This is a genomic window from Burkholderia sp. Bp9090 (assembly GCF_003857985.1).
In the GTDB taxonomy this organism is placed as follows: Bacteria; Pseudomonadota; Gammaproteobacteria; order Burkholderiales; family Burkholderiaceae; genus Burkholderia.
This window is the reverse complement of the sequence record NZ_QTPV01000001.1, coordinates 132451-151282: the sequence shown is the minus strand read 5'-3', so window position 1 is coordinate 151282 and position 18832 is coordinate 132451. Positions and strand designations below refer to the sequence as shown.

Sequence of the window (18832 nt, the reverse complement as noted above, 5' to 3'; positions counted from 1 at the left end):
GGCGGCTCGTGTGCCGCCGCGCGTGCATTCAACATGCTTTTGCGACTCGAATCGGCGGACGCTTCATGGCGTCCGCCGATGGCGCACCGAGTACGCGTTTTCCGTTTCGACCAACCCACAACAACCAAGGAGACACCGTCAAAATGAAGTCACGCGCAGAACGTTCGATTCGAACAGTAGTCCTCACCGGTTCGGCCGCGGCAGCCTGTCTCGCCGCGCCGGCCGCGCACGCGCAGTCGTCGGTCACGATCTACGGGATCATGGACGCCGGCATCGAATACACGAACCATGCGGCACCGGATGGCGGCAATTCGTTCAAGCTGAAGTCGGGCAACAAGAACACGTCGCGCTGGGGCTTGCGCGGCGTCGAGGATCTCGGCGGCGGGTTGAAGGCCGTGTTTCGCCTCGAAAGCGGCATCGATCTCGCGAATGGCGCGTCCGACGACGGCCCCGACTCGATCTTCGCGCGCCGTGCGACGGTGGGCCTGAAAGGCAAATGGGGCGAGCTGACGCTTGGCCGCAACTTCACCGTCACGTACGACTACATGATGCCGTTCGACCCGATGGGTTACTCGCAAAACTATTCGTGGGCGTCGTCGTCGATGGCGACCGGCGGGCGCAAGGACGGCATGTTCACGCGCTCGTCGAATGCGGTGCGTTACGACGGTGAATTCAGCGGCTTCAAGTTCGGCGCGCTGTATGGCTTCGGCAACGTGCCGGGCAGCGTGAAGACCAGCTCGAAATACGACTTCGCGCTCGGCTACGAGACCGGCCCGTTCGCGGCGGTGCTCACGTTCGACCGGCAGAACGGCGCGGCCGACAGCGTCACGCCGGCCGATACCGTCAACTACATCCAGGGGATTCACGCGGGCCTGAGCTACGACTTCGGCAACCTGAAGACGATGGCCGGCTATCGCAACTACAAGCGCACGTTTCGCACCGCGGCGGCGAACCAGTTGAGCGATATGTACTGGCTCGGCGGGTCGTACCAGTTCACGCCGACGTTCTCGCTGATCGCGGCCGTCTATCACCAGAACATCAAGGGCGGCACGGATGCCGACCCGACGCTGGTATCGGTTCGGGCGCAATATGCGCTGTCGAAGCGCACGGTGCTGTATGCGGCCGGCGCGTTCGCGATCGCGAAGCACGACCAGAAGGTCGGCGTGTCGCGCGATTTCGCCGGGTATGGCACCACGCAGGTCGGCGTGACGGCGGGGATTCAGCAGCGGTTCTGAGTCCAGGCATGACGAAATAGGCGGTGGCAAACGTCGCCGCCTGCCCGCTTACACGCGACGCGGGCACTGGCACTCGCGCGCCGTCGTGCGCAGTGCCCGCGCGAGGCACGACGGCGCACGGCACGGATCACGGACTGCTACGGGAACATAGCCCTGAATCGATCAAACCGTGCAGGCGGCAGCCTGATCTCTCCGTCACTGTCGACGGCGGTATCAAATATCAGGGATTCCTTGGTCCATACCAACCGAACGGAATCCTGGGATTCGTAAGTCCGCTCGGCAAGCAATCGCATGTCGGATGTCCGATAGAGTCGCAAGAGGATTCGATCCGCTCCGAGGTAGGCGTATTGCGCCGTGTAACGGCCGCCATCGTTCCGGGACAGTTCGGTATCAAACCGCGTCGCATGTGCGCGTAGGCGCGCATCCTTATAGTAAGAACCGGCGCAAAGCAACAAAGTGACGATTGCCAGACCGCACCCAAGCGCCTTCATGCCCGACTTCATTCGTTCGACACGCCCCTCGTTGCGTGAGAAACTGTATAGAACAACGATCAGTAGACATACAGCGGTTCCGGCCAGCAAGAGTCCTGCAAGTGTAACCAGACCTGCACCCTGCATAGCTGTCGCCAATCCATTCATTCGAAATACACCGTTATGGGCTTAGCTAACATCATTGGCCTATAGTCGGAAAATATGATGAAGTCGCCGCCTCGATGGTGTCGGGCCTGCCACGCGCGGAACGAGCGGTTCCGGACAGGATAGTAAACCTTCCCCGGTTCATAGAGGTTTGCGACAGTACTGCCTGCCACTACCGGAAAGTCAAACCACGGCTGATCCGCAAGATTCGCTGCCATGTAACTTGGTACGATAACCACGCCGTTTTTGCTCCAGTGTCCCAGGTACTGGGACCGCGAATCCGCATCCCCCTCAAAGGAATAACCGTCCCTGACGTATACGACGATGTGCGTAACCGTCGCCTTCCTGTTTTCGACGTCGAACGTAACGCCAGCTACTGCCGCATAGAGGTTGAATGCCCCCAACGCGCCGGTCAGGTCGTCAGGAACGCCGGCATCGGGCAGTCGCCGCACGGCCTGCAATGCCTTCTGTTCAAAGGAGCTTTCTACCGCCGCTCGCTGGAACTGGAATTCCTTGTGTAGCTTTCGGATATCGTAGCCGCTAACCATCCAGGGCGATACGTCTCCGCGGCTACGGTAGCGGCCGAGAATGTCTTTGAGGATTTCATACGCACGTGAGCTATATATATCAGTATTTACCAGACTGTCGTATTGCCGCTTTGCGCGCCCATGCTTGAGAACCCAGTCCAGTTTTACGGTGGATCGATCGATCATCGATTCAGGGTAGAGTTCACCATTCTGGTTGATCTCATTACTCTGGTCTTTCGATGTAACCGAGTAGTTAAGCTCCCCCGCAAACCACCGCTCCATCAGCTTCGCCGAAACTGGCATATGCTCTTTGCGCATAGCATCGGGAATTTGCTGAATATCGAAAGGCGGCACTTCTTTTTTCTTTTCCGCTGGCCTTGGTTGCTTGGGTGGATCGGGGGTATCCAACCATTTCTTGAAGCGCGAAAATGCACCCGCAATTCTTTCGATGTCGTCCACCATCTTATCGAGTGAGTCGCGCTTGTCGGCTCGAATAACAGGCGTGGATTGCTTGACTGGCGACTCCTTCACCGGGGGAGGCATTGCCATTGACAGACCGATATCGCATACGGGGATGCCGCCGTCGTCCCCCTCGCAAAGCGTCCATTTCCAAACCAGCTTGTTGATCTTTAGGTACGGAATCCTATCGGTATCGCGCGCCATCCTTTTACTCGCGTCGTGGAATTCGAAACCTTACAATTTCACACCAGACCTTGCAATGGCGCTCGATCTCCGTTTATCAAAAACGGGGCAAAGCGATCGAGTCCCGAACGTGGGTCTTTCAAGATCTGCTTACGAACATCGCACATGCTTTGCCCGTTTCAGGCAGGAAATGTATTTCGTGAAACCTCCCTTCGGCAATCTGGCAGCGTGAGGTAAAGCGCACAAGCATTGTTGACAACCGTGAACGGCAAACGAGGGCGAACCGCCGAACACTGCCGCGCAACTCGATCATCACGCCGCATCCGGTCCGCTGCGCGACGATGCGCCGTTCACTCGCCACGCATCGTGAACACCGGACGCACGAGGCTGCTCGTATCACCCCAATGTTCGCCGACTTCCGACAGCGGCACCGTTCGCGTGTCGATCGTGAGACCAGCCTCCCCGGCCGCGTCGAACACGCCGCGCACCGACGCCAGCAAACGCGGCAGCGACACGCTGCCGAGGCCGCTGCCCATCAGTTCGATCGCGGTTGCGCGCAGCACCGCACCCGGCAACGTCACGTCCGCGCCGCCAATCGAGCCGATCTGCACGAAACGCAGCCGACGGCCATCGGGCGTCGCCTTCGCCGCGGCAATCAGCAATGTCTGCGCACTGGCCCCCCACAGATAGTCGAGCACGACATCGACGCCTTCACGCAAATGTGGTTCAAGCGCGCGAGCCAGATGCGCGTTGTCCTGCTGCAACGACACGACGGCGTCCGCGCCGGCGTTCAGCAATGCCTGCAGCGAGGCTGCGTTACGGCCCGTCGCGATCACCTTCGCCGCACCGAGATGCTTCGCGATTCGCACCGCCAGCCGCCCCGACGTGCCCGTCGCGCCGTTGACCAGCACCGTCTCGCCCGCGACGAGCCGTGCACGTTCGGTCAGCGCGGCCCACGACGACATTCCGGGGATCGCGATCGCCGCGGCCGTGACATCGTCGAGCCCATCCGGCAGCGGCACGCACTGCGCGTCGGGCACGATCGTGCATTCGGCCATCGCACCGAACGGCGCGGGCGCGCCGAAGAAATAGACGCGCCGGCCGTCGTCGCCGCGCCCCACGCCGTCGACGCCGACGACGAACGGATAGCCGCCGCCGGACGAATAGTGCGTGCCCGCCGCGCGCGCCTGCGCCAGACGGCTCAACGCGGACGCCGTCACGTCGATCAGACGGTGGCCGGGTATCGCATGCGGCGCTTCGAACTCCATATGAACGGGGCGCTCGCCGGCGCCCGTCACGACTGCTGCTTTCATGCCGACTCCTTGATTGATGGATCGCGATCGACGGTTCCGTCGTGTATCAGCGTGCGTCGAGCCACGCGCGCAGTGCTGGATCGCGCACTTCCAGCACGTCGAACAGGCCGAGCGCACGCAGCGCGGGCAATGCGTCGAGCGCGTCGGCTTCGGCACGGGCGCGCTCGGCGGGCGCCGCATCCGGATCGGTCAGCACGCGCGCGTTGACCAGGAACGCGCCGACGGTGCCCTTGCGGATCGTCGTTCCGCCGGCCTTGATCCGGTCGGCATGGTCGGGAAGCATCTGTTCGGCTCGCATCGCGTCGTACTCCGGTTGTCATCGATGGACGCAGTTTAGGCGTGCGCAGCCGGCCGATCTCCGGTATAACAGTCATTCGATACTGAAATCCGGCCATGACCGATCCACTCCTGCCCGCCCGATTCGTCACGTCCGACGACGGCCCGTTCGTCGTCGCCGCCGTGCTGTCGCAGCGCGACCCGCGCATCACGCCGCCGCATGCGCACGCGCGCGGCCAGCTCGTCGGCGCACTGAGCGGCGTGGTGTCGATCGGCCTCGACGACCAGGACTGGGTCGTACCGGCGATTCATGCGATCTGGATTCCGCCGCATTGCCGGCATTCGCTGCGCTCGTTCGGGCCGATTTCCGGATGGTCGGCGTTCGTCGCCGAAGCGCGGTGCGCGGGGTTGCCTGACGCGCCGCGCGCGATCCGCACCACGCCGCTGCTTCGCGAAGCCGTGCAGCGCGCGGCAAGCTGGGGCGATGCGGAACTCGACGCCGCGCAGGCGCGCATTGCCGACGTGATCCTCGACGAAATCGCGTCGTCACAGGTAGAGGCACTGGGGCTGGTACGGCCGCAGGACCCGCGACTCATGAAGATCACCGATGCGCTCGCCACGAACCTCGCGAACAACCGGCGACTGGAGGAATGGGCAGCATGGGCCGGCATCGGTGCCCGGACGATGAGCCGCCGTTTCGTCGCCGAGACAGGGCTGACGTTCGCGCAGTGGCGTCAGCAGGCACGGCTGCTGCGGGCGCTGGAGAAAATCGCCGACGGCGTGCCGGTCACGACGATCGCGCTCGATCTCGGGTATGACAACGTGAGCGCGTTCATCGACATGTTCCGGCGGGCGATGGGGACGACGCCGGGAAGGTATATGGAAGCGGGACGATAAGGTCGGCGCGATGCGCGGCGATGACGCAAACCGATTTCTCGTATTCCGTGCGATTCAAATCATCGCCCGATCCAACCGGGCAGCTGTCCGGTCGAGTTGCGCAGCGGCCGGGTCTGCCCGGTTGCGCAGCAGATTCCTTATCCCGTCCGCTTCGCTCAATACGTCCCATCCCCCTGCTTCACCACCTCCCCATCGCTCCCCTTGAACTGCGCCGCCAACCGCTCCGCACTCCGCGCCAGCAGCGTCGTATCGACCCCCACCGCAACGAACAACGCCCCCGCTTCCAGATACCGCCGCGCCGCCGCCTCATCCGCGCTGAGAATGCCCGGCGCCTTGCCTGCCGCCTTGATCGCCCGGATCGCGCCGTCGATCGCCGCCTGCACGTCCGGATGCCCCGGATTGCCGAGGTGCCCGAGATCGGCCGCCAGATCGGCCGGCCCGATGAACACGCCATCGACGCCCTCCACCCGCGCAATCGCATCGATCGCGTCGAGCCCGGCACGCGTCTCGACCTGCACGAGCACGGCCATTTCGTCGTTCGCGCGATGCAGATAGTCGCCGACGCGGTTCCACCGCGACGCGCGCGCGAGCGCACTGCCGACGCCGCGGATCCCGTGCGGCGGATAACGCGTCGCGGCCACCGCCGCGCGCGCTTCGTCGGCGCTCTGCACCATCGGCACGAGCAGCGTCTGCGCGCCGAGATCGAGCACCTGCTTGACGATCACCGGATCGTTCCACGGCACGCGCACGACCGGCTGTGACGGATACGGCGCGATCGCCTGCAACTGCGCGAGGATCGTCGGCACCGTGTTCGGCGCATGTTCGCCGTCGATCAGCAGCCAGTCGAAACCGGCGCCCGCGACGACTTCGGCGCTGTACGGATTCGCGAGGCCGAGCCACAACCCGACCTGCGCGTCGCCACGCGCGAGCGCGGCCTTGAAGACATTCGACGGAATCTGCATCGCTCGCTCACCTCACGCGAAATAGCACTGGATCGTCCCGAGCGGGCCGTAGTCGACGCTGAACGTGTCGCCCGAGCGCGCCGCGCACGGCCGCGTGAACGAGCCGCCGAGCACGACCTGCCCCGGCTCCAGCGCGACGTCGAAGCGCGACAGCCGATTCGCCAGCCAAGCGACGCCATTGGCCGGATGGTTCAGCACGCCGGCCGCGACGCCCGTTTCCTCGACCACGCCGTTGCGCGACATGATCGCCGCGACCCAGCGCAGGTCGACGTCCTGCGGCCGCACCGGCCGCCCGCCGATCACGACGCCCGCGTTCGCCGCGTTGTCGGCGATCGTGTCGAACACCTTGCGCGGCCGCTTCGTATCGGGGTCGATCGACTGGCTGCGCGCGTCGATGATCTCGAGTGCGGGCACCACGTAATCGACCGCGTCGTACACGTCGAAGATCGTGCAATTCGGGCCGGTGAGCCGCTTGCCGAGCACGAACGCGAGTTCGACCTCGACGCGCGGCACGATGAAGCGCCCGGCCGGGATCGTGCCGCCGTCGTCGAAGAACATGTCGTCGAGCAGCGCGCCGTAATCGGGCTCGTCGATCTGCGACGTGTTCTGCATCGCCTTCGACGTGAGGCCGATCTTGTGCCCCTTGAGCGTACGGCCTTCCGCGAGCTTGAGGGCGACCCACGCGCGCTGGATCGCATACGCGTCGTCGATCGTGATGTCGGGATGATCGAGCGAGATCTGGCGGATCTGCTTGCGTTCGCGCTCGGCGTCGTGCAGACGCTGCGCGAGCTGGTCGATGATGGCGGGTTCGAGCATGGTCGGATCGGGAATGGGGTTCAGCCGGCCCGCTTGTAGCGGGCGTGAATGTTGTTGTGCTTGTACGAGCCGCTTTCGCTGAACTCGGTCAGCTCCATCGACAGCGCGAGATAGCGCTTCGCATACAGCTCCGCGAAATGCGCCTTGATCGCATCGAACAGCGCGTCGCACGCGGCCTGCTTGGTCTCGTCGCTGCGGCCCGAGCCGATCTTCAGCGTCACGTGGACGAACGCGTCGTCCTCCGTGCCGTCGGCGACGCAGTAATCCTGCAGCTCGATCGCGCGCGAGCGGATGCCGCCGGTCGGAAACACGCCGCCCTGCGCGATCAGCGTCGCGTTGATCGTGCGCAGCAGCGCGGGAATGCGCGCGTCGTCGCGGATGTTCGCGGTGTATTCGACGACGATGTGTGGCATGGCAACGCTCCGGATAAGTGATGTGGCGCTCAGGCGAGCGGGAAGATCGCGTTGATCTGCCCGGTGCCCGAGCTCGCGAAATAGTCGGTGACGATCTCGACGGGCTTGTCGTAACGATCCCAGCCGAGCAGGCCGAGCAGCATCGCCGTGTCGTGCATGCCGCCTTCGCCGTGACAATGCGTGTTGTACTCGGGCAGCATCGCGCAGAAGGTCTTGAAATCGCCCTGCTTCCACAGCTCGACCACGCGCAGGTCGACCTGCCGGAAGAACTCGCGGCTAATCTCGTGAATCGATTCCTCCGGGCTGCCGTTGTCGTTGAAGCGATGCGACAGCGAGCCGCTCGCGAGGAACGCGACGTTCGAATCGCTCTTTTCGATCGCCTCGAGCAGCGCCTCGCCGAAGCGCCGGCTTTCGTCGAGCGTATGCCACATGCACCAGCCCGCGATCGACACGACCTTGAAGTGCTGGTCGGCGTTCATGTAGCGCATCGGCACGAGCGTGCCGTATTCGAGTTCGAGGCTGTCGATCTCGTGTGCGCGCGTCGCGATGCCGCGTGCGCTGGCCGTCTCCGCGATCAGGCGGCCGAGTTCGGGGTTGCCCGGATACGCGTACTGCATGTCGCGGATGAAGTGCGGCAGCTCGTTGCTGGTATACGTACCCGCGAACCGCGCATTGCAGTTCACGTGATAGCCGGCGTTGACGAGCCAGTGCACGTCCGACACGACGATCGTATCGACGCCGAGCGCGCGGCAGCGCTCGCCGATCAGCTGGTGGCCGCGGATCGCCGCTTCGCGGCAGCCGTGATGCCTGCCGGGCAACTCCGACAGGTACATCGACGGCACGTGCGTGATCTTCGCGGCGAGGGACAGTTTGCCCATCGTTCAAGTCTCCGTATCGTTCGTTCTTGCTGGCGGCGCCACGACCCGCGCCCGTCACACGCCCCAGCGGGGAATGTGATGCGAACCCATCGAGATGCACACGTTCTTGATCTCCGCGAACACCTCGAAGCTGTACTCGCCGCCTTCGCGCCCGGTGCCCGACTCCTTCACGCCGCCGAACGGCTGGCGCAGGTCGCGCACGTTCTGGCTGTTCACGAACACCATCCCGGCCTCGATGCCGCGCGCGAGGCGATGCACCTTGCCGACGTCCTGCGTCCAGATGTACGACGCGAGCCCGTAGGACGTGTCGTTCGCAAGCCGCAGCCCTTCCTCCTCGTTCTCGAACGGAATCAGGCACGCGACCGGCCCGAAGATCTCTTCCTGCGCGATGCGCATCCGGTTGTCGACGTCGGCGAACACGGTCGGGCGCACGAAATTGCCGTTGCGCAGATGGTCGGCGAGGCCGGCCGGCTTGTCCGCGCCGCCTGCCACCACGCGCGCGCCTTCCTGCTCGCCGATCCGGATATAGCCGGTCACCTTCTCCCAGTGCTGGCGCGTGATCATCGCGCCGAGCTGCGTCGCCTGATCGGACGGATCGCCGACCACCAGGTTGTTCGCACGGCGCGCGAATTCCTGCACGAAGCGGTCGTAGATCGTGCGCTGCACGAAGATCCGCGAGCCCGCGGTACAGCGCTCGCCATTGATCGAGAAGATCGTGAACAGCGACGCGTCGAGCGCGCGGTCGAAATCGGCATCGTCGAAAATCAGCACGGGCGACTTGCCGCCGAGCTCCATCGAATATTTCTTCAGGCCCGCGCGCTCCATGATCCGCTTGCCCGTGACCGTGCCGCCCGTGAACGACACCGCGCGCACGTCCGGATGGCGCACCAGCGCGTCGCCGGCCGTCGCGCCGTAACCCTGCACGACGTTCAGCACGCCCGCCGGAATGCCGGCTTCGAGCGCGAGCCGGCCGAGCTGGTCGGCCGTCAGCGGCGACAGCTCCGACATCTTCAGCACGGCCGTGTTGCCGAGCGCGAGACACGGCGCCGTCTTCCACGTCGCGGTCATGAACGGCACGTTCCACGGCGACACCAGCGCGCACACGCCGACCGGCTGGTACAGCGTGTAGTTCAGCATCTGGTCGTCGACCGGATAGGTGCGGCCGTTCATCTGCACGCACACTTCCGCGAAGAAATTGAAGTTCTCGGACGCGCGCGGAATCAGCTGCTTGCTCGTCTGCGCGATCGGCAGGCCGGTGTCCTGCGTCTCGAGCGCGGCGAGCATCGGCACGTTCTTCTCGATCAACTCGCCGAGCTTGCGCATCAGCTTCGCGCGCTCCTTCGCGGGCGTGTTCGCCCACTTCGGGAATGCGTCCTTCGCCGCGCGCACGGCCGCGTCGACTTCGGCCTCGCCGGCCGACGCGACGTCGGTGATCGCGTCGCCCGTCGCGGGATTCAGCGTCGTGAAGGTCTCGCGGCTCTCGACCTCACGGCCGCCGATCCAGTGCTTGATGGTCATGTGCTCTCCTTGGGCGACGGGCTCAGCCGGCGCGATAGTAGTCTGCTTCGCCGACGATCGTGTTCACGAGCCGGCCGATTCCTTCGATTTCGGTCACCACCTCGTCGCCGGGCTTCGTGTCGGCCAGCCCTTCCGGCGTGCCGGTCAGGATCAGGTCGCCCGGCGAGAGCGTCATGAAGCTGCTGATGTGCTCGATCAGCGCGGGCACGTCGAAGATCATGTCGCGCGTGCTGCCGCGCTGCGTCTCCCGGCCGTTCACCGTCGTGCGCAGCGTCAGGTCGCCCGCGTCGCCGATCTCGTCGCGGCTGACGAACCACGGCCCGAGCGGCGTGCAGGTATCGCGGTTCTTCACGCGCAGGTTCGGGCGGTAGTAGTTTTCGAGGTAATCGCGGATCGCGTAGTCGTTCGCGACCGTGTAGCCCGCGACGTGGTCGAGCGCCTGCGCGCGGCTCACGTTGCGCGCCGGGCGGCCGATCACGACGGCCAGTTCGCACTCGTAGTGCATGTGCGTCGCGTCCGCCGGGCGCACGGTGCGCGAGCGGTGGCCGATGAACGTGTTCGGCCCCTTCAGGAAGATCAGCGGCTCGCTCGGCGCCTTGAACGCGAGTTCCTTCGCGTGGTCCGCGTAGTTGAGGCCGAGCGCGAACGTCGTGCGCGGCGCGACGGGCGGCAGCCACGTCACCACGTCCTCGGCGACCACGCGGCCCGTGTCGAGGCGGATCGCGCCGTCGCCGGCCGGTTCGGCCGCATGCAGTGCGCCGTTGTAGATCACGCGCGCCGTCTTCATCGTGCTTCCTCCGCAATCAGCGTATGCCGCAACGTGCCGATGCCGGCGGCGGTAATCTCGATCGTGCTGCCCGCGCGGGCACGCGGTGCGCGACCCGCGACGCCGAGCAGCAGCACGTCGCCCGCGTCGAACGACATGAACGCCGTCACGTCGGCGATCAGTTCCCGCACCGGGCGGATCAGCGTGGCGGTCGACGCGGACACCACGGCGTCGCCGTCGATCCGCACGGTCAGGCCGATCGCGTCGACATCGCCGAGCGCGGCCGCCGGCACGATCGCCGGGCCCAGCGGGCAGAAGCCGTCGCGACACTTGAAGCGCACGGCCGGACGGTAGTAATCGGGATGCGGGACCGACACGTCGCTCGCGAGCGTGAAGCCGTGCACGTAATCGAGCGCCTGCGCGGCCGGCACGCGCGTTGCGCGCCGCGAGAACACGACGGCCAGCGACGCGCCGATCTCCAGCGCATCGACGCCCGCGGGCACCACGACGGCCGCGCCATCGGCCGCATGCGTGTTGGCCGGTTTGATGTAAAGGATCGGCGCCTGCGGCGGACGACCGTAAGGCGGTGCGTGCACGGCATCGCCGAGCGCGTCGAGTGCGGCGCGCTCGTTGAGCAGCGCACCGTAGACGGTACCGATGGCGACCGGCAGCGGCGGCGCCGCGGCGGTCCTGCAAGACAGCTCCATGCGTCATTCCCCTGCCGCGCGTCGCGGCGCATCGTCAATAGTTAACATCTTAAGTAAACAATCGGACGCTGGCAACCGCGATTACCCTGATACATGAAATTCAGCACCGTCGGCTGTTAAGATTGATGCGTCCCCGTCCATTCCCCACCCCCGATGAACCGTACGCTCGACCATCGCAACCTGGCCATGCTGCTGCTCGAGGCCCGCGAAACGCTGATGGGCCTGTTCCGCCCCATTCTCAAGGAATTCGCGCTGACCGAACAGCAATGGCGGATCATCCGCGTGCTCGACGGCGAGCCGGCGAATGCGCTCGAAGCGGGACAGATCGCGCGCCGCTGCTGCATCCTCAGCCCGAGCCTCACCGGCGTGCTGGAGCGGATGGAGCGCGACGGCCTGATCACGCGCACACGCGCGCAGGAAGATCAGCGCCGGCTGCTGGTGAGCCTGACGCCGCAAAGCAGGAAGCTCGTGACCGAAATCGGCCCACGCATCGACGAGCAGTATCGCCAGCTCGAAGCGCGTTTCGGCCAGGACGGCCTGGACGACATCTACCGCGCGCTCGACCGGCTGATCGAACTCGGCAACGCGTCGTAGGGCCTGCCGCGGCCGGACCGCGGCGAGCGGCGGCGGGCGAACCCGAACCCGGGAACCGGCAAGCCGCGGATCGCGCGGGCCGTCAGTGCAGCGCCCCGCGCATCAGTTCGGTCACCGCGACGCCGCGGGACGTGCGCATGCATTCCTCGACGTAATCGATGAACGGCAGCGGCTCGAAATCGATTTCGTCGCGCACGCGGCGGTTGTCGAACACGCGATCGACCGTCGCGAACTCCGCGCCACGCTGCAACGCCCGGCCGATCACGCGCTCGAGCGCCGGATCGGACCGCCCGAGCACGTCGCGCACCACGAACGGCAGGTCGGCCGGCGCACACGCGGCGTAACGCGGCGCGCCCGTCATGCCGGCCGCCTCGTCCATCGCACGCACGATCTGCGCGACCTGCGGCGCCTCGTCGCCGGCCGACACGTGGTACACGTCGTGCATCAGCGTCGGCTTCACGGCCAGCAGCATCGTCGCGCGTGCGACGTCGTCGACCGACACGATATCGATGCGCGTCATCGGCCGTGCCGTGAAGCGGCGCGCCGCGTGCGCGACGCGGAACATCCAGAACGAGTTCGGCGCGGGCCGCGTGCCGAGCACCGTGTGACCGACGACGTGCGACGGACGCACGACGACGAGCGGCAGCCCGAGCGCGCGCAGGCGCTGCTCCGTTTCCGCCTTCGCCTGCAGGTAGCCGGCCGCGAGCACCGCGCCGTGCAGCCCGTCGCTGCCCTGCGCCGCGTCGCTCGCCGCCGCACCCGCCATTTCCTCGTAAACGATCCCGCCGCGGCCCGCATGCGCGTAAGCGGTGCCGACGTACACGAAACGCTGCAGTTGCGGTGCGTGCGCGAACCGCTCGGCAAAGCGCAGCGAATCGGCGAGGTCGGCCCGCAGATGCGTGCCGTCGGCCGGCGACGCGTGGCCCGCGCAGTGAATCACGTGCGTCGCGCCGGCGAGACGCGGCGCGTCGGCGCCCTGCCACACGTCGCCGAGTGTACCGACGACCACGTTCGCGTCGCCGAGACGCGATGCCCAGTATGGCGCGAGCCCTGCGCGCAACGCCGCTTCACGCAAACGCGCGACCGCATGGCCGCGATTCCCGGCGCGCACGACACACACGATGCGCTCGAGCAAGCCTGCGTTGACGAGCGCCGTCAGCACGGTACTGCCGATGAAGCCGGTGGCGCCGGTGAGCACCAGCCGCCCGACGTTGGCCGCCGCGACCGGTGCGCTGGCCGGCGACACGAGGCTCGTGCGCCAGTTGAGCGACAACGCGGTTTTCCAGATCAGCACGATAGTCTCCTTCGAAGAATCGGCCGGACGGCGCGGCAGCCCCGGATCGCGGCGCTGCGCACGGCGGTCGGCCGGGCCGGGGCCGACGCTCGCCCCGGCAGTCCCGACCGGCTGCGGCCCGCGATCGCGTCGATCGCGTCTCTGACACGAGGCGGCGGCCCGCCACGGACGGACGTCCGCGGCGCAGGATCGGGAAAATCAAAGTGTGGGGCCGGATCGTCCGCAAGTCTGTCCTGAAAGTTTCGTGAAAGTGTGTGGATTTGTGCACGAATGTCGGGGTGTGTCGTGCCGGCCGGCTCGTCAACTCGGTGAAACGCCCGGTCGGGCAGCTTGCGACGGAGGTTCGCCGGCGTGCTGCGGGCCAGCGCTTCGGCGCGACACATCGACGCGCCCCAGCCTAGTCATCGCATATCCCGGGCCGACCCGGAGCGAGGCCGCGGCACGCAGATCGCGGTGTCGTCTGCGTTTGCGCGCGGGGCCGGAATCCGCGCGTATCGTCAGACGTCCTTTCATCCGAGACACCAATAGACACAATGCGGATTTATTGAGGATTATCGCTTGCGTTTCACTGCAGTCTATCTAGACTATCCAAACCAAATCGGTCGAATGTGTCATTTTCTACTTTCCAGGAGACGTTCCAATGCGCCTCACTATCCGGATTAATGGCAGCGAATCGGCAACCCGGCACTCGTACGCGGTGTTGTGGGTCGATACCGACGAGCGGCTGTGGTCGCGCGAGGCACACCAGGGCATCGATCTCCCGGCCTGGGGCAAGGTTCGGGACGTGGAAGGCGCGATGGCCCTCTGCGCCGCCGACAGCGGGAATGCCGTGTGCCAGTTGAAGGGCCTGTCGTTCAGCGCGATGCAGCGCGAACAAGGTCCCGCGGTGCTCGCCGGCGAGCACCCCGACGGCGCGTGGCGCCTGCAGGCGGTCGATCGCTCCACGGCGGAGCCGGAATACCACGAATTCATTTCCGTCGCGCGATAGGTATTTTTGACGGCAATCCTCTGCGGTTTTCGGGTTTATTCCGGTTTCCGTGATATTCATTTCGATATTCAGAAATAACGGCGCCTCTCTTCGAGGCGTTTTTATTTTTCCGTCCCGAAAATAATCGGGGCCGGGTTGATTGAGTCGCATCCGCGGTCACGACCGCCGCGCCATTCCGATTCGGCGGCGACATCGGGCAATGCCCGCGCCGCCGTCCCCGCCTTCGTTCCCGCCTTCGTTCCTGCCTTCGTTCCCGCCTTTTCCGCCCGAAGCCCGGCCGCCGACGCGCATCTTTTACGGGGCCGAAGCACAGTTTCCCCACACGACGTTTACTCATTTATTACAATCACATTATTCCGACTGACTTGCCGCCGTCCGGCGGCCCGACCCGGCCCTTGCATGCGCGTGAAAAAGAAGACCCACCCCGCCGATCCGTACGCCGCCGCGACCAAGCACCCGATGCTCGCGTCGCGCTTGCCGATGTGGCGCTCGAAGCTGGTCGTGATCATGGTGTCCCTCGGTTTCGCCGCGCTGATCGGACGCGCGTTCTGGGTGCAGGTCGCGAACCAGGATTTCTATGTCGGGGAAGGCCAGAAGCGCTACCAGCGCACGATCGAGCTCGACGCGATGCGCGGGCGCATCGTCGACCGCAACGGCGCGATGCTCGCGGTCAGCCTGTCGACCTATGAAATCTGGGCGAACCCGAAACAGGTCGCCGAAATCGACTATCCGCAGATCGCGAAGCTGCTCGACATGCCGCTCGCGGAGGTGAAGCGCCGCCTGCGCAACGACCGTACGTTCGTGCTGCTCAAGCGGCAGATCGACGCCGAGACCGCAAGCCGGCTCGGCAAGCTCGAAATCGACGGCATCACGCAGATCGCCGATTCGAAGCGCTTCTATCCGGAGGGCGAATCGGCCGCGCACGTGGTCGGCTTCACCAACGTCGAGGACAAGGGCCAGGAAGGCGTCGAACTCGCGGCGAACGGGCGGCTGTCGGGTACGTCCGGGCAGCGCGAGGTGATCCGCGACCGGCTCGGCCGCATCGTGTCCGACACGCGCCCGCTCGTGCCCGCCCAGCACGGCGCGACGATCGAACTGACGATCGACCGGCGGATCCAGCAACTCGCGTTCAGCCAGCTCAAGGCCGCGGTGCTCGAGAACAACGCGGTGGCCGGCAGCGTCGTCGTGCTCGATGCGCAGAACGGCGAAATCCTCGCGCTCGCGAACTATCCGACCTTCGACCCGAACGACCGTGCACGCCTCACGGGCCAGCAGCTGCGCAACCGCGCGGTGATCGACACGTTCGAGCCGGGCTCGACGATCAAGCCGCTCGTCGTCGCGCTGTCGATCGACGAGCGCAAGGTCACGCCGAACACGATCATCAACACGTCGCCGGGCACCTACAAGATCGGCCCGGCCGTGATCCACGACACGTCGAACCACGGCTCGCTCACCGTCTCGCAGGCACTGCAGAAGTCGAGCAACGTCGCGCTCGCGAAGCTTGCGCTGAACCTTCCCGCCGAAACGATCTGGAACAAGTACCAGGAATACGGGATCGGCCGCGCGCCGGAACTGACGTTCCCGGGCGTCGCGTCGGGTCGCCTGCGCGGCTACAAGCGCTGGCGGCCGATCGAGCAGGCGACGATGGCGTACGGCTACGGGCTGTCGATGTCGCTGCTGCAGATCGCGCAGACCTACACCGCCTATGCGGGCGACGGCACGCTGCACCCTGTGTCGCTGCTGAGGAACGGTTCCGACCCGCAGACGATCGAGGCCCATCGCGGCCATCGCGTGACGTCGCCGCAGACCGCGGCGGCGATCCGTTCGATGCTCGAGTCGGCCGTCGGCGAAGGCGGCACGGGGCGCCGCGCGCGCGTCGACGGCTACCGGATCGGCGGCAAGACGGGCACGGCGCGCAAGCAGGTCGGCGCAACCTATGCGAAGGGCAAGTACCGCGCCCTGTTCGCGGGGATGGCGCCGATGAGCAACCCCCGCCTGATCGTCGCGGTGATGATCGACGAGCCGCGCGGCAAGGGTTATTACGGCGGCACGGTGGCCGGCCCGGTGTTCTCGTCGGTCACGAGCGGCTCGCTGCAGCTGCTCGGCGTGCCGCCGGACGCGCCGGTCGAGCCGACGCCGAATGCGCCGCTCAAGGCTGCCGTGCCGCAAAAGACGGTCGCGGCGCCGAAGGCCGCCGTGCAACCGAAGACGGCAGCCGGGCAACAGGCGTCGGCACCTGTGAAAACGGCCGCGCAAGCCGGCACGGCCGTACAGACGAGGGCGGCGGGCTGAAGCCGCCTGGGTGCTGGTGGAGTCGCCGGGGCGTGGCGCGGCGGCGAACAGGTCGCCTGACCGATCGAGATCGGCCGTTCGCTACGTAGAACCCGCCGCACGCGCCGTTCCGAAAGGCCGGCGCAATCCTGTAATCCCGGCGATCCGCGCAGTCGCGGCGATCCTGTCGATCCGAGCGATCCCGGCCGCTAACCATCAATGCGCGGCCGCCACCGGCTTCGCCATCCTGCCGAGCACGTGCTCGGTCATCCCGCGCGCGAGTTCGCTCTCCCCCATGAACACGATGCCGATGCCCTCGCTCGACAGCAGGTCGGCCTCGTCGCTGCTGTTCGTGCACAGCACGACCTCCAGCGCCGGATTGAGCGTGCGCGAGATCTCGACGATCTGCCGCACGTCGAATACGTCCGGCAGCGTGACGACCAGCATCCCGGCGCGCGCGATATGCGCCTGCACGAGCACGATCGGCTCGATCGCGTCGCCCGACACGGCCGCGACGCCGCCCGCGCGCAGCTTCTCGACGAGCTCGCGATTCTGCTCGACGACGACATAGGCGATCCCGCGCTCGTCCAGCGCATGCGCGATCCGCGTGCCGACCTTGCCGTAGCCGACGATCACGACCTGGCCGGTCAGGTGCGTCTGCGGCGTCGACATCGGCAGCGCGGCGAGCGGATCGTCGCGTGCCTCGAGCTTGCGCGCGAACGCCGAATGCTTGCGGATCCATGCGAGCGCCGGATCGATCATCGCGAACAGCAGCGTGTTCATCGCGATCGAGATCAGCGCGACCGCGAGAATCAGGCTTTGCCCCTCGGCCGACAACAGCCCGAGCGCACGGCCGAGCCCCGCGAGGATGAACGAGAACTCGCCGATCTGGGCGAGGCCGGCGCCGACCGTCAGCGCGGTGTTCAGCGGATAGCGGAACGCGATCACGAGCGCGACCGCCGCGAGCGTCTTGCCGATCAGCACGATCGCCGCGACCTCGATCACATGCAGCGGCTCGGCGAGCAGCACCTTCGGGTCGAACAGCATTCCGACCGAAATGAAGAACAGCACCGAGAACGCGTCGCGCAGCGGCAGCGTCTCGTCGGCCGCACGCCGGCTGAACTCCGACTCGCGCATCATCATCCCGGCGAAGAACGCGCCGAGCGCGAACGACACGTCGAACAGCTTTGCCGCGCCGAACGCGATGCCGACCGCCGCGGCGATCATGCACAGCGTGAACAGTTCGCGCGAACCGGTACGGGCGACGAGCCACAGGATGCGCGGGAACACGCGCTTGCCGACCACGAGCATCAGCGCGATGAACGCGGCGACCTTCAGCATCGTGACGCCGAGCGTGCCCCACACGCTGCCGCCGGCCGCGTGCGCATCGCCGGGCGGCGTACCGCCGAGCAGCCCCGCGACGGGCGGCAGCAGCACGAGCACGAGCACCATCACGAGATCCTCGACGACGAGCCAGCCGACCGCGATGCGTCCGTTGACCGTCTCGACGAGCCCGCGCCCCTCGAGCGCCCGCAACAGCACGACCGTGCTCGCGACCGACAGCGCGAGCCCGAACACGAGCGCCGCGCCGAGGCTCCAGCCCCAGGTGAGCGCGAGCCCGCCGCCAAGCAGCGTCGCGACGGTAATCTGGACGACGGCCCCCGGCAGCGCGATCTTCCTCACCGCAAGCAGGTCGCCGAGCGAAAAATGGAGGCCGACGCCGAACATCAGCAGCATCACGCCGACTTCCGCGAGCTGCTGCGCGAGCGACAGGTCGCCGACGAAACCGGGCGTGCCGGGGCCGATCACGATCCCGGCGAGCAGATAGCCGACGAGCGGCGGCATTTTCAGCAGCGACGCGAGGTAACCGAAGATCATCGCGAGACCGAAACCGGCCGCGAGCAACGCAATCAGGCTGATGTCATGAGGCATCCCCCCTCCCGAGTCCTTGTAACGATTTAGTAAGGTTCAAGAATGGAAGGATAAGGGATGAGGCGAAAAATTGGCGCGCCACGGCGAAAAATTCACGCGTCGGCACGCCATTGCGGGGTACAACCCCGGGCGGGCGGAACACGCCCCGCGGGCCGGTGGGCGCCGCGA

General features: G+C 66.2%; 17 protein-coding genes. 5 read left to right on the top strand and 12 right to left on the bottom strand.

Translation table 11 applies throughout. The features are described from left to right. Positions 1–143 precede the first annotated feature (143 nt). On the top strand, positions 144–1235 hold the full coding sequence (locus DIE16_RS00655; protein WP_124891603.1) for a porin: 1092 nt from the start codon (positions 144–146) through the stop codon (positions 1233–1235). Positions 1236–1869: 634 nt separating this feature from the next. Here DIE16_RS00655 and DIE16_RS00645 read toward each other — a convergent pair. The 3 genes from DIE16_RS00645 to DIE16_RS00635 form a co-directional block, all read right to left on the bottom strand. Beyond that, on the bottom strand, positions 1870–3060 hold the full coding sequence (locus DIE16_RS00645) for a DUF6402 family protein (RefSeq protein ID WP_221625263.1): 1191 nt from the start codon (positions 3058–3060) through the stop codon (positions 1870–1872). Positions 3061–3389: 329 nt separating this feature from the next. Beyond that, entirely contained in the window at positions 3390–4352 is a 963-nt protein-coding gene (locus DIE16_RS00640; RefSeq protein ID WP_124891602.1) for a zinc-binding alcohol dehydrogenase family protein, read from the bottom strand. Positions 4353–4398: 46 nt separating this feature from the next. Further along, positions 4399–4650: a hypothetical protein gene (locus DIE16_RS00635; RefSeq protein WP_124519573.1), complete on the bottom strand. Its 252-nt coding sequence runs from the start codon at positions 4648–4650 to the stop codon at positions 4399–4401. 95 nt (positions 4651–4745) lie between these two features. Between DIE16_RS00635 and DIE16_RS00630 the strand changes: the two genes are divergently transcribed. Continuing rightward, positions 4746–5525, top strand: coding sequence for a helix-turn-helix domain-containing protein (locus tag DIE16_RS00630; protein ID WP_124891601.1), 780 nt, complete (start codon positions 4746–4748; stop codon positions 5523–5525). Positions 5526–5680: 155 nt separating this feature from the next. Here DIE16_RS00630 and hpaI read toward each other — a convergent pair whose 3' ends face one another. Genes hpaI through DIE16_RS00595 form a run of 7 tightly spaced genes read right to left on the bottom strand, consistent with a single transcriptional unit; the run spans position 5681 to position 11585 of the window. Beyond that, positions 5681–6487 (bottom strand): 4-hydroxy-2-oxoheptanedioate aldolase, encoded by an 807-nt coding sequence (gene hpaI, locus DIE16_RS00625; protein ID WP_124891600.1) that lies wholly within the window; start codon positions 6485–6487, stop codon positions 5681–5683. A gap of 12 nt (positions 6488–6499) precedes the next feature. Next, positions 6500–7303, bottom strand: coding sequence for a 2-oxo-hept-4-ene-1,7-dioate hydratase (gene hpaH / locus DIE16_RS00620; protein ID WP_124484945.1), 804 nt, complete (start codon positions 7301–7303; stop codon positions 6500–6502). 20 nt (positions 7304–7323) lie between these two features. Further along, positions 7324–7716, bottom strand: coding sequence for a 5-carboxymethyl-2-hydroxymuconate Delta-isomerase (locus tag DIE16_RS00615; protein ID WP_044842970.1), 393 nt, complete (start codon positions 7714–7716; stop codon positions 7324–7326). Between the two features lie 29 nt (positions 7717–7745). Continuing rightward, on the bottom strand, positions 7746–8594 hold the full coding sequence (hpaD, locus tag DIE16_RS00610) for a 3,4-dihydroxyphenylacetate 2,3-dioxygenase (protein ID WP_124484946.1): 849 nt from the start codon (positions 8592–8594) through the stop codon (positions 7746–7748). Between the two features lie 54 nt (positions 8595–8648). Further along, a complete protein-coding gene (hpaE, locus tag DIE16_RS00605; RefSeq protein ID WP_124665823.1) occupies positions 8649–10112 on the bottom strand; it encodes a 5-carboxymethyl-2-hydroxymuconate semialdehyde dehydrogenase in 1464 nt (487 codons plus the stop codon). 22 nt (positions 10113–10134) lie between these two features. Beyond that, the gene (locus DIE16_RS00600) at positions 10135–10899 is read right to left on the bottom strand and encodes a fumarylacetoacetate hydrolase family protein (RefSeq protein ID WP_124665822.1); all 765 of its coding nucleotides are present in this window, start codon (positions 10897–10899) and stop codon (positions 10135–10137) included. Beyond that, the gene (locus DIE16_RS00595) at positions 10896–11585 is read right to left on the bottom strand and encodes a fumarylacetoacetate hydrolase family protein (protein WP_124484949.1); all 690 of its coding nucleotides are present in this window, start codon (positions 11583–11585) and stop codon (positions 10896–10898) included. The genes DIE16_RS00600 and DIE16_RS00595 overlap by 4 nt, the downstream gene beginning before the upstream one ends. 153 nt (positions 11586–11738) lie before the next feature. Between DIE16_RS00595 and hpaR the strand changes: the two genes are divergently transcribed. After that, positions 11739–12179, top strand: coding sequence for a homoprotocatechuate degradation operon regulator HpaR (gene hpaR / locus DIE16_RS00590; protein ID WP_044842965.1), 441 nt, complete (start codon positions 11739–11741; stop codon positions 12177–12179). A gap of 82 nt (positions 12180–12261) precedes the next feature. On the opposite strand, the gene DIE16_RS00585 is transcribed toward hpaR, so the two are convergent. Further along, positions 12262–13473 carry an SDR family oxidoreductase gene (locus DIE16_RS00585; protein WP_124484950.1) on the bottom strand — a complete coding sequence of 404 codons (1212 nt, stop codon included), beginning with the start codon at positions 13471–13473 and terminating at the stop codon, positions 12262–12264. 640 nt (positions 13474–14113) lie between these two features. Here DIE16_RS00585 and DIE16_RS00580 point away from each other — a divergent pair. Next, positions 14114–14461: a DUF3564 family protein gene (locus DIE16_RS00580; RefSeq protein WP_044842963.1), complete on the top strand. Its 348-nt coding sequence runs from the start codon at positions 14114–14116 to the stop codon at positions 14459–14461. Positions 14462–14860: 399 nt separating this feature from the next. After that, complete coding sequence (locus DIE16_RS00575; protein WP_124891599.1) at positions 14861–16753, top strand: penicillin-binding protein 2; 1893 nt, start codon at positions 14861–14863, stop codon at positions 16751–16753. A 195-nt stretch (positions 16754–16948) separates the two neighbouring features. On the opposite strand, the gene DIE16_RS00570 is transcribed toward DIE16_RS00575, so the two are convergent. Further along, positions 16949–18664, bottom strand: coding sequence for a cation:proton antiporter (locus DIE16_RS00570; protein WP_124891598.1), 1716 nt, complete (start codon positions 18662–18664; stop codon positions 16949–16951). Positions 18665–18832 lie beyond the last annotated feature (168 nt).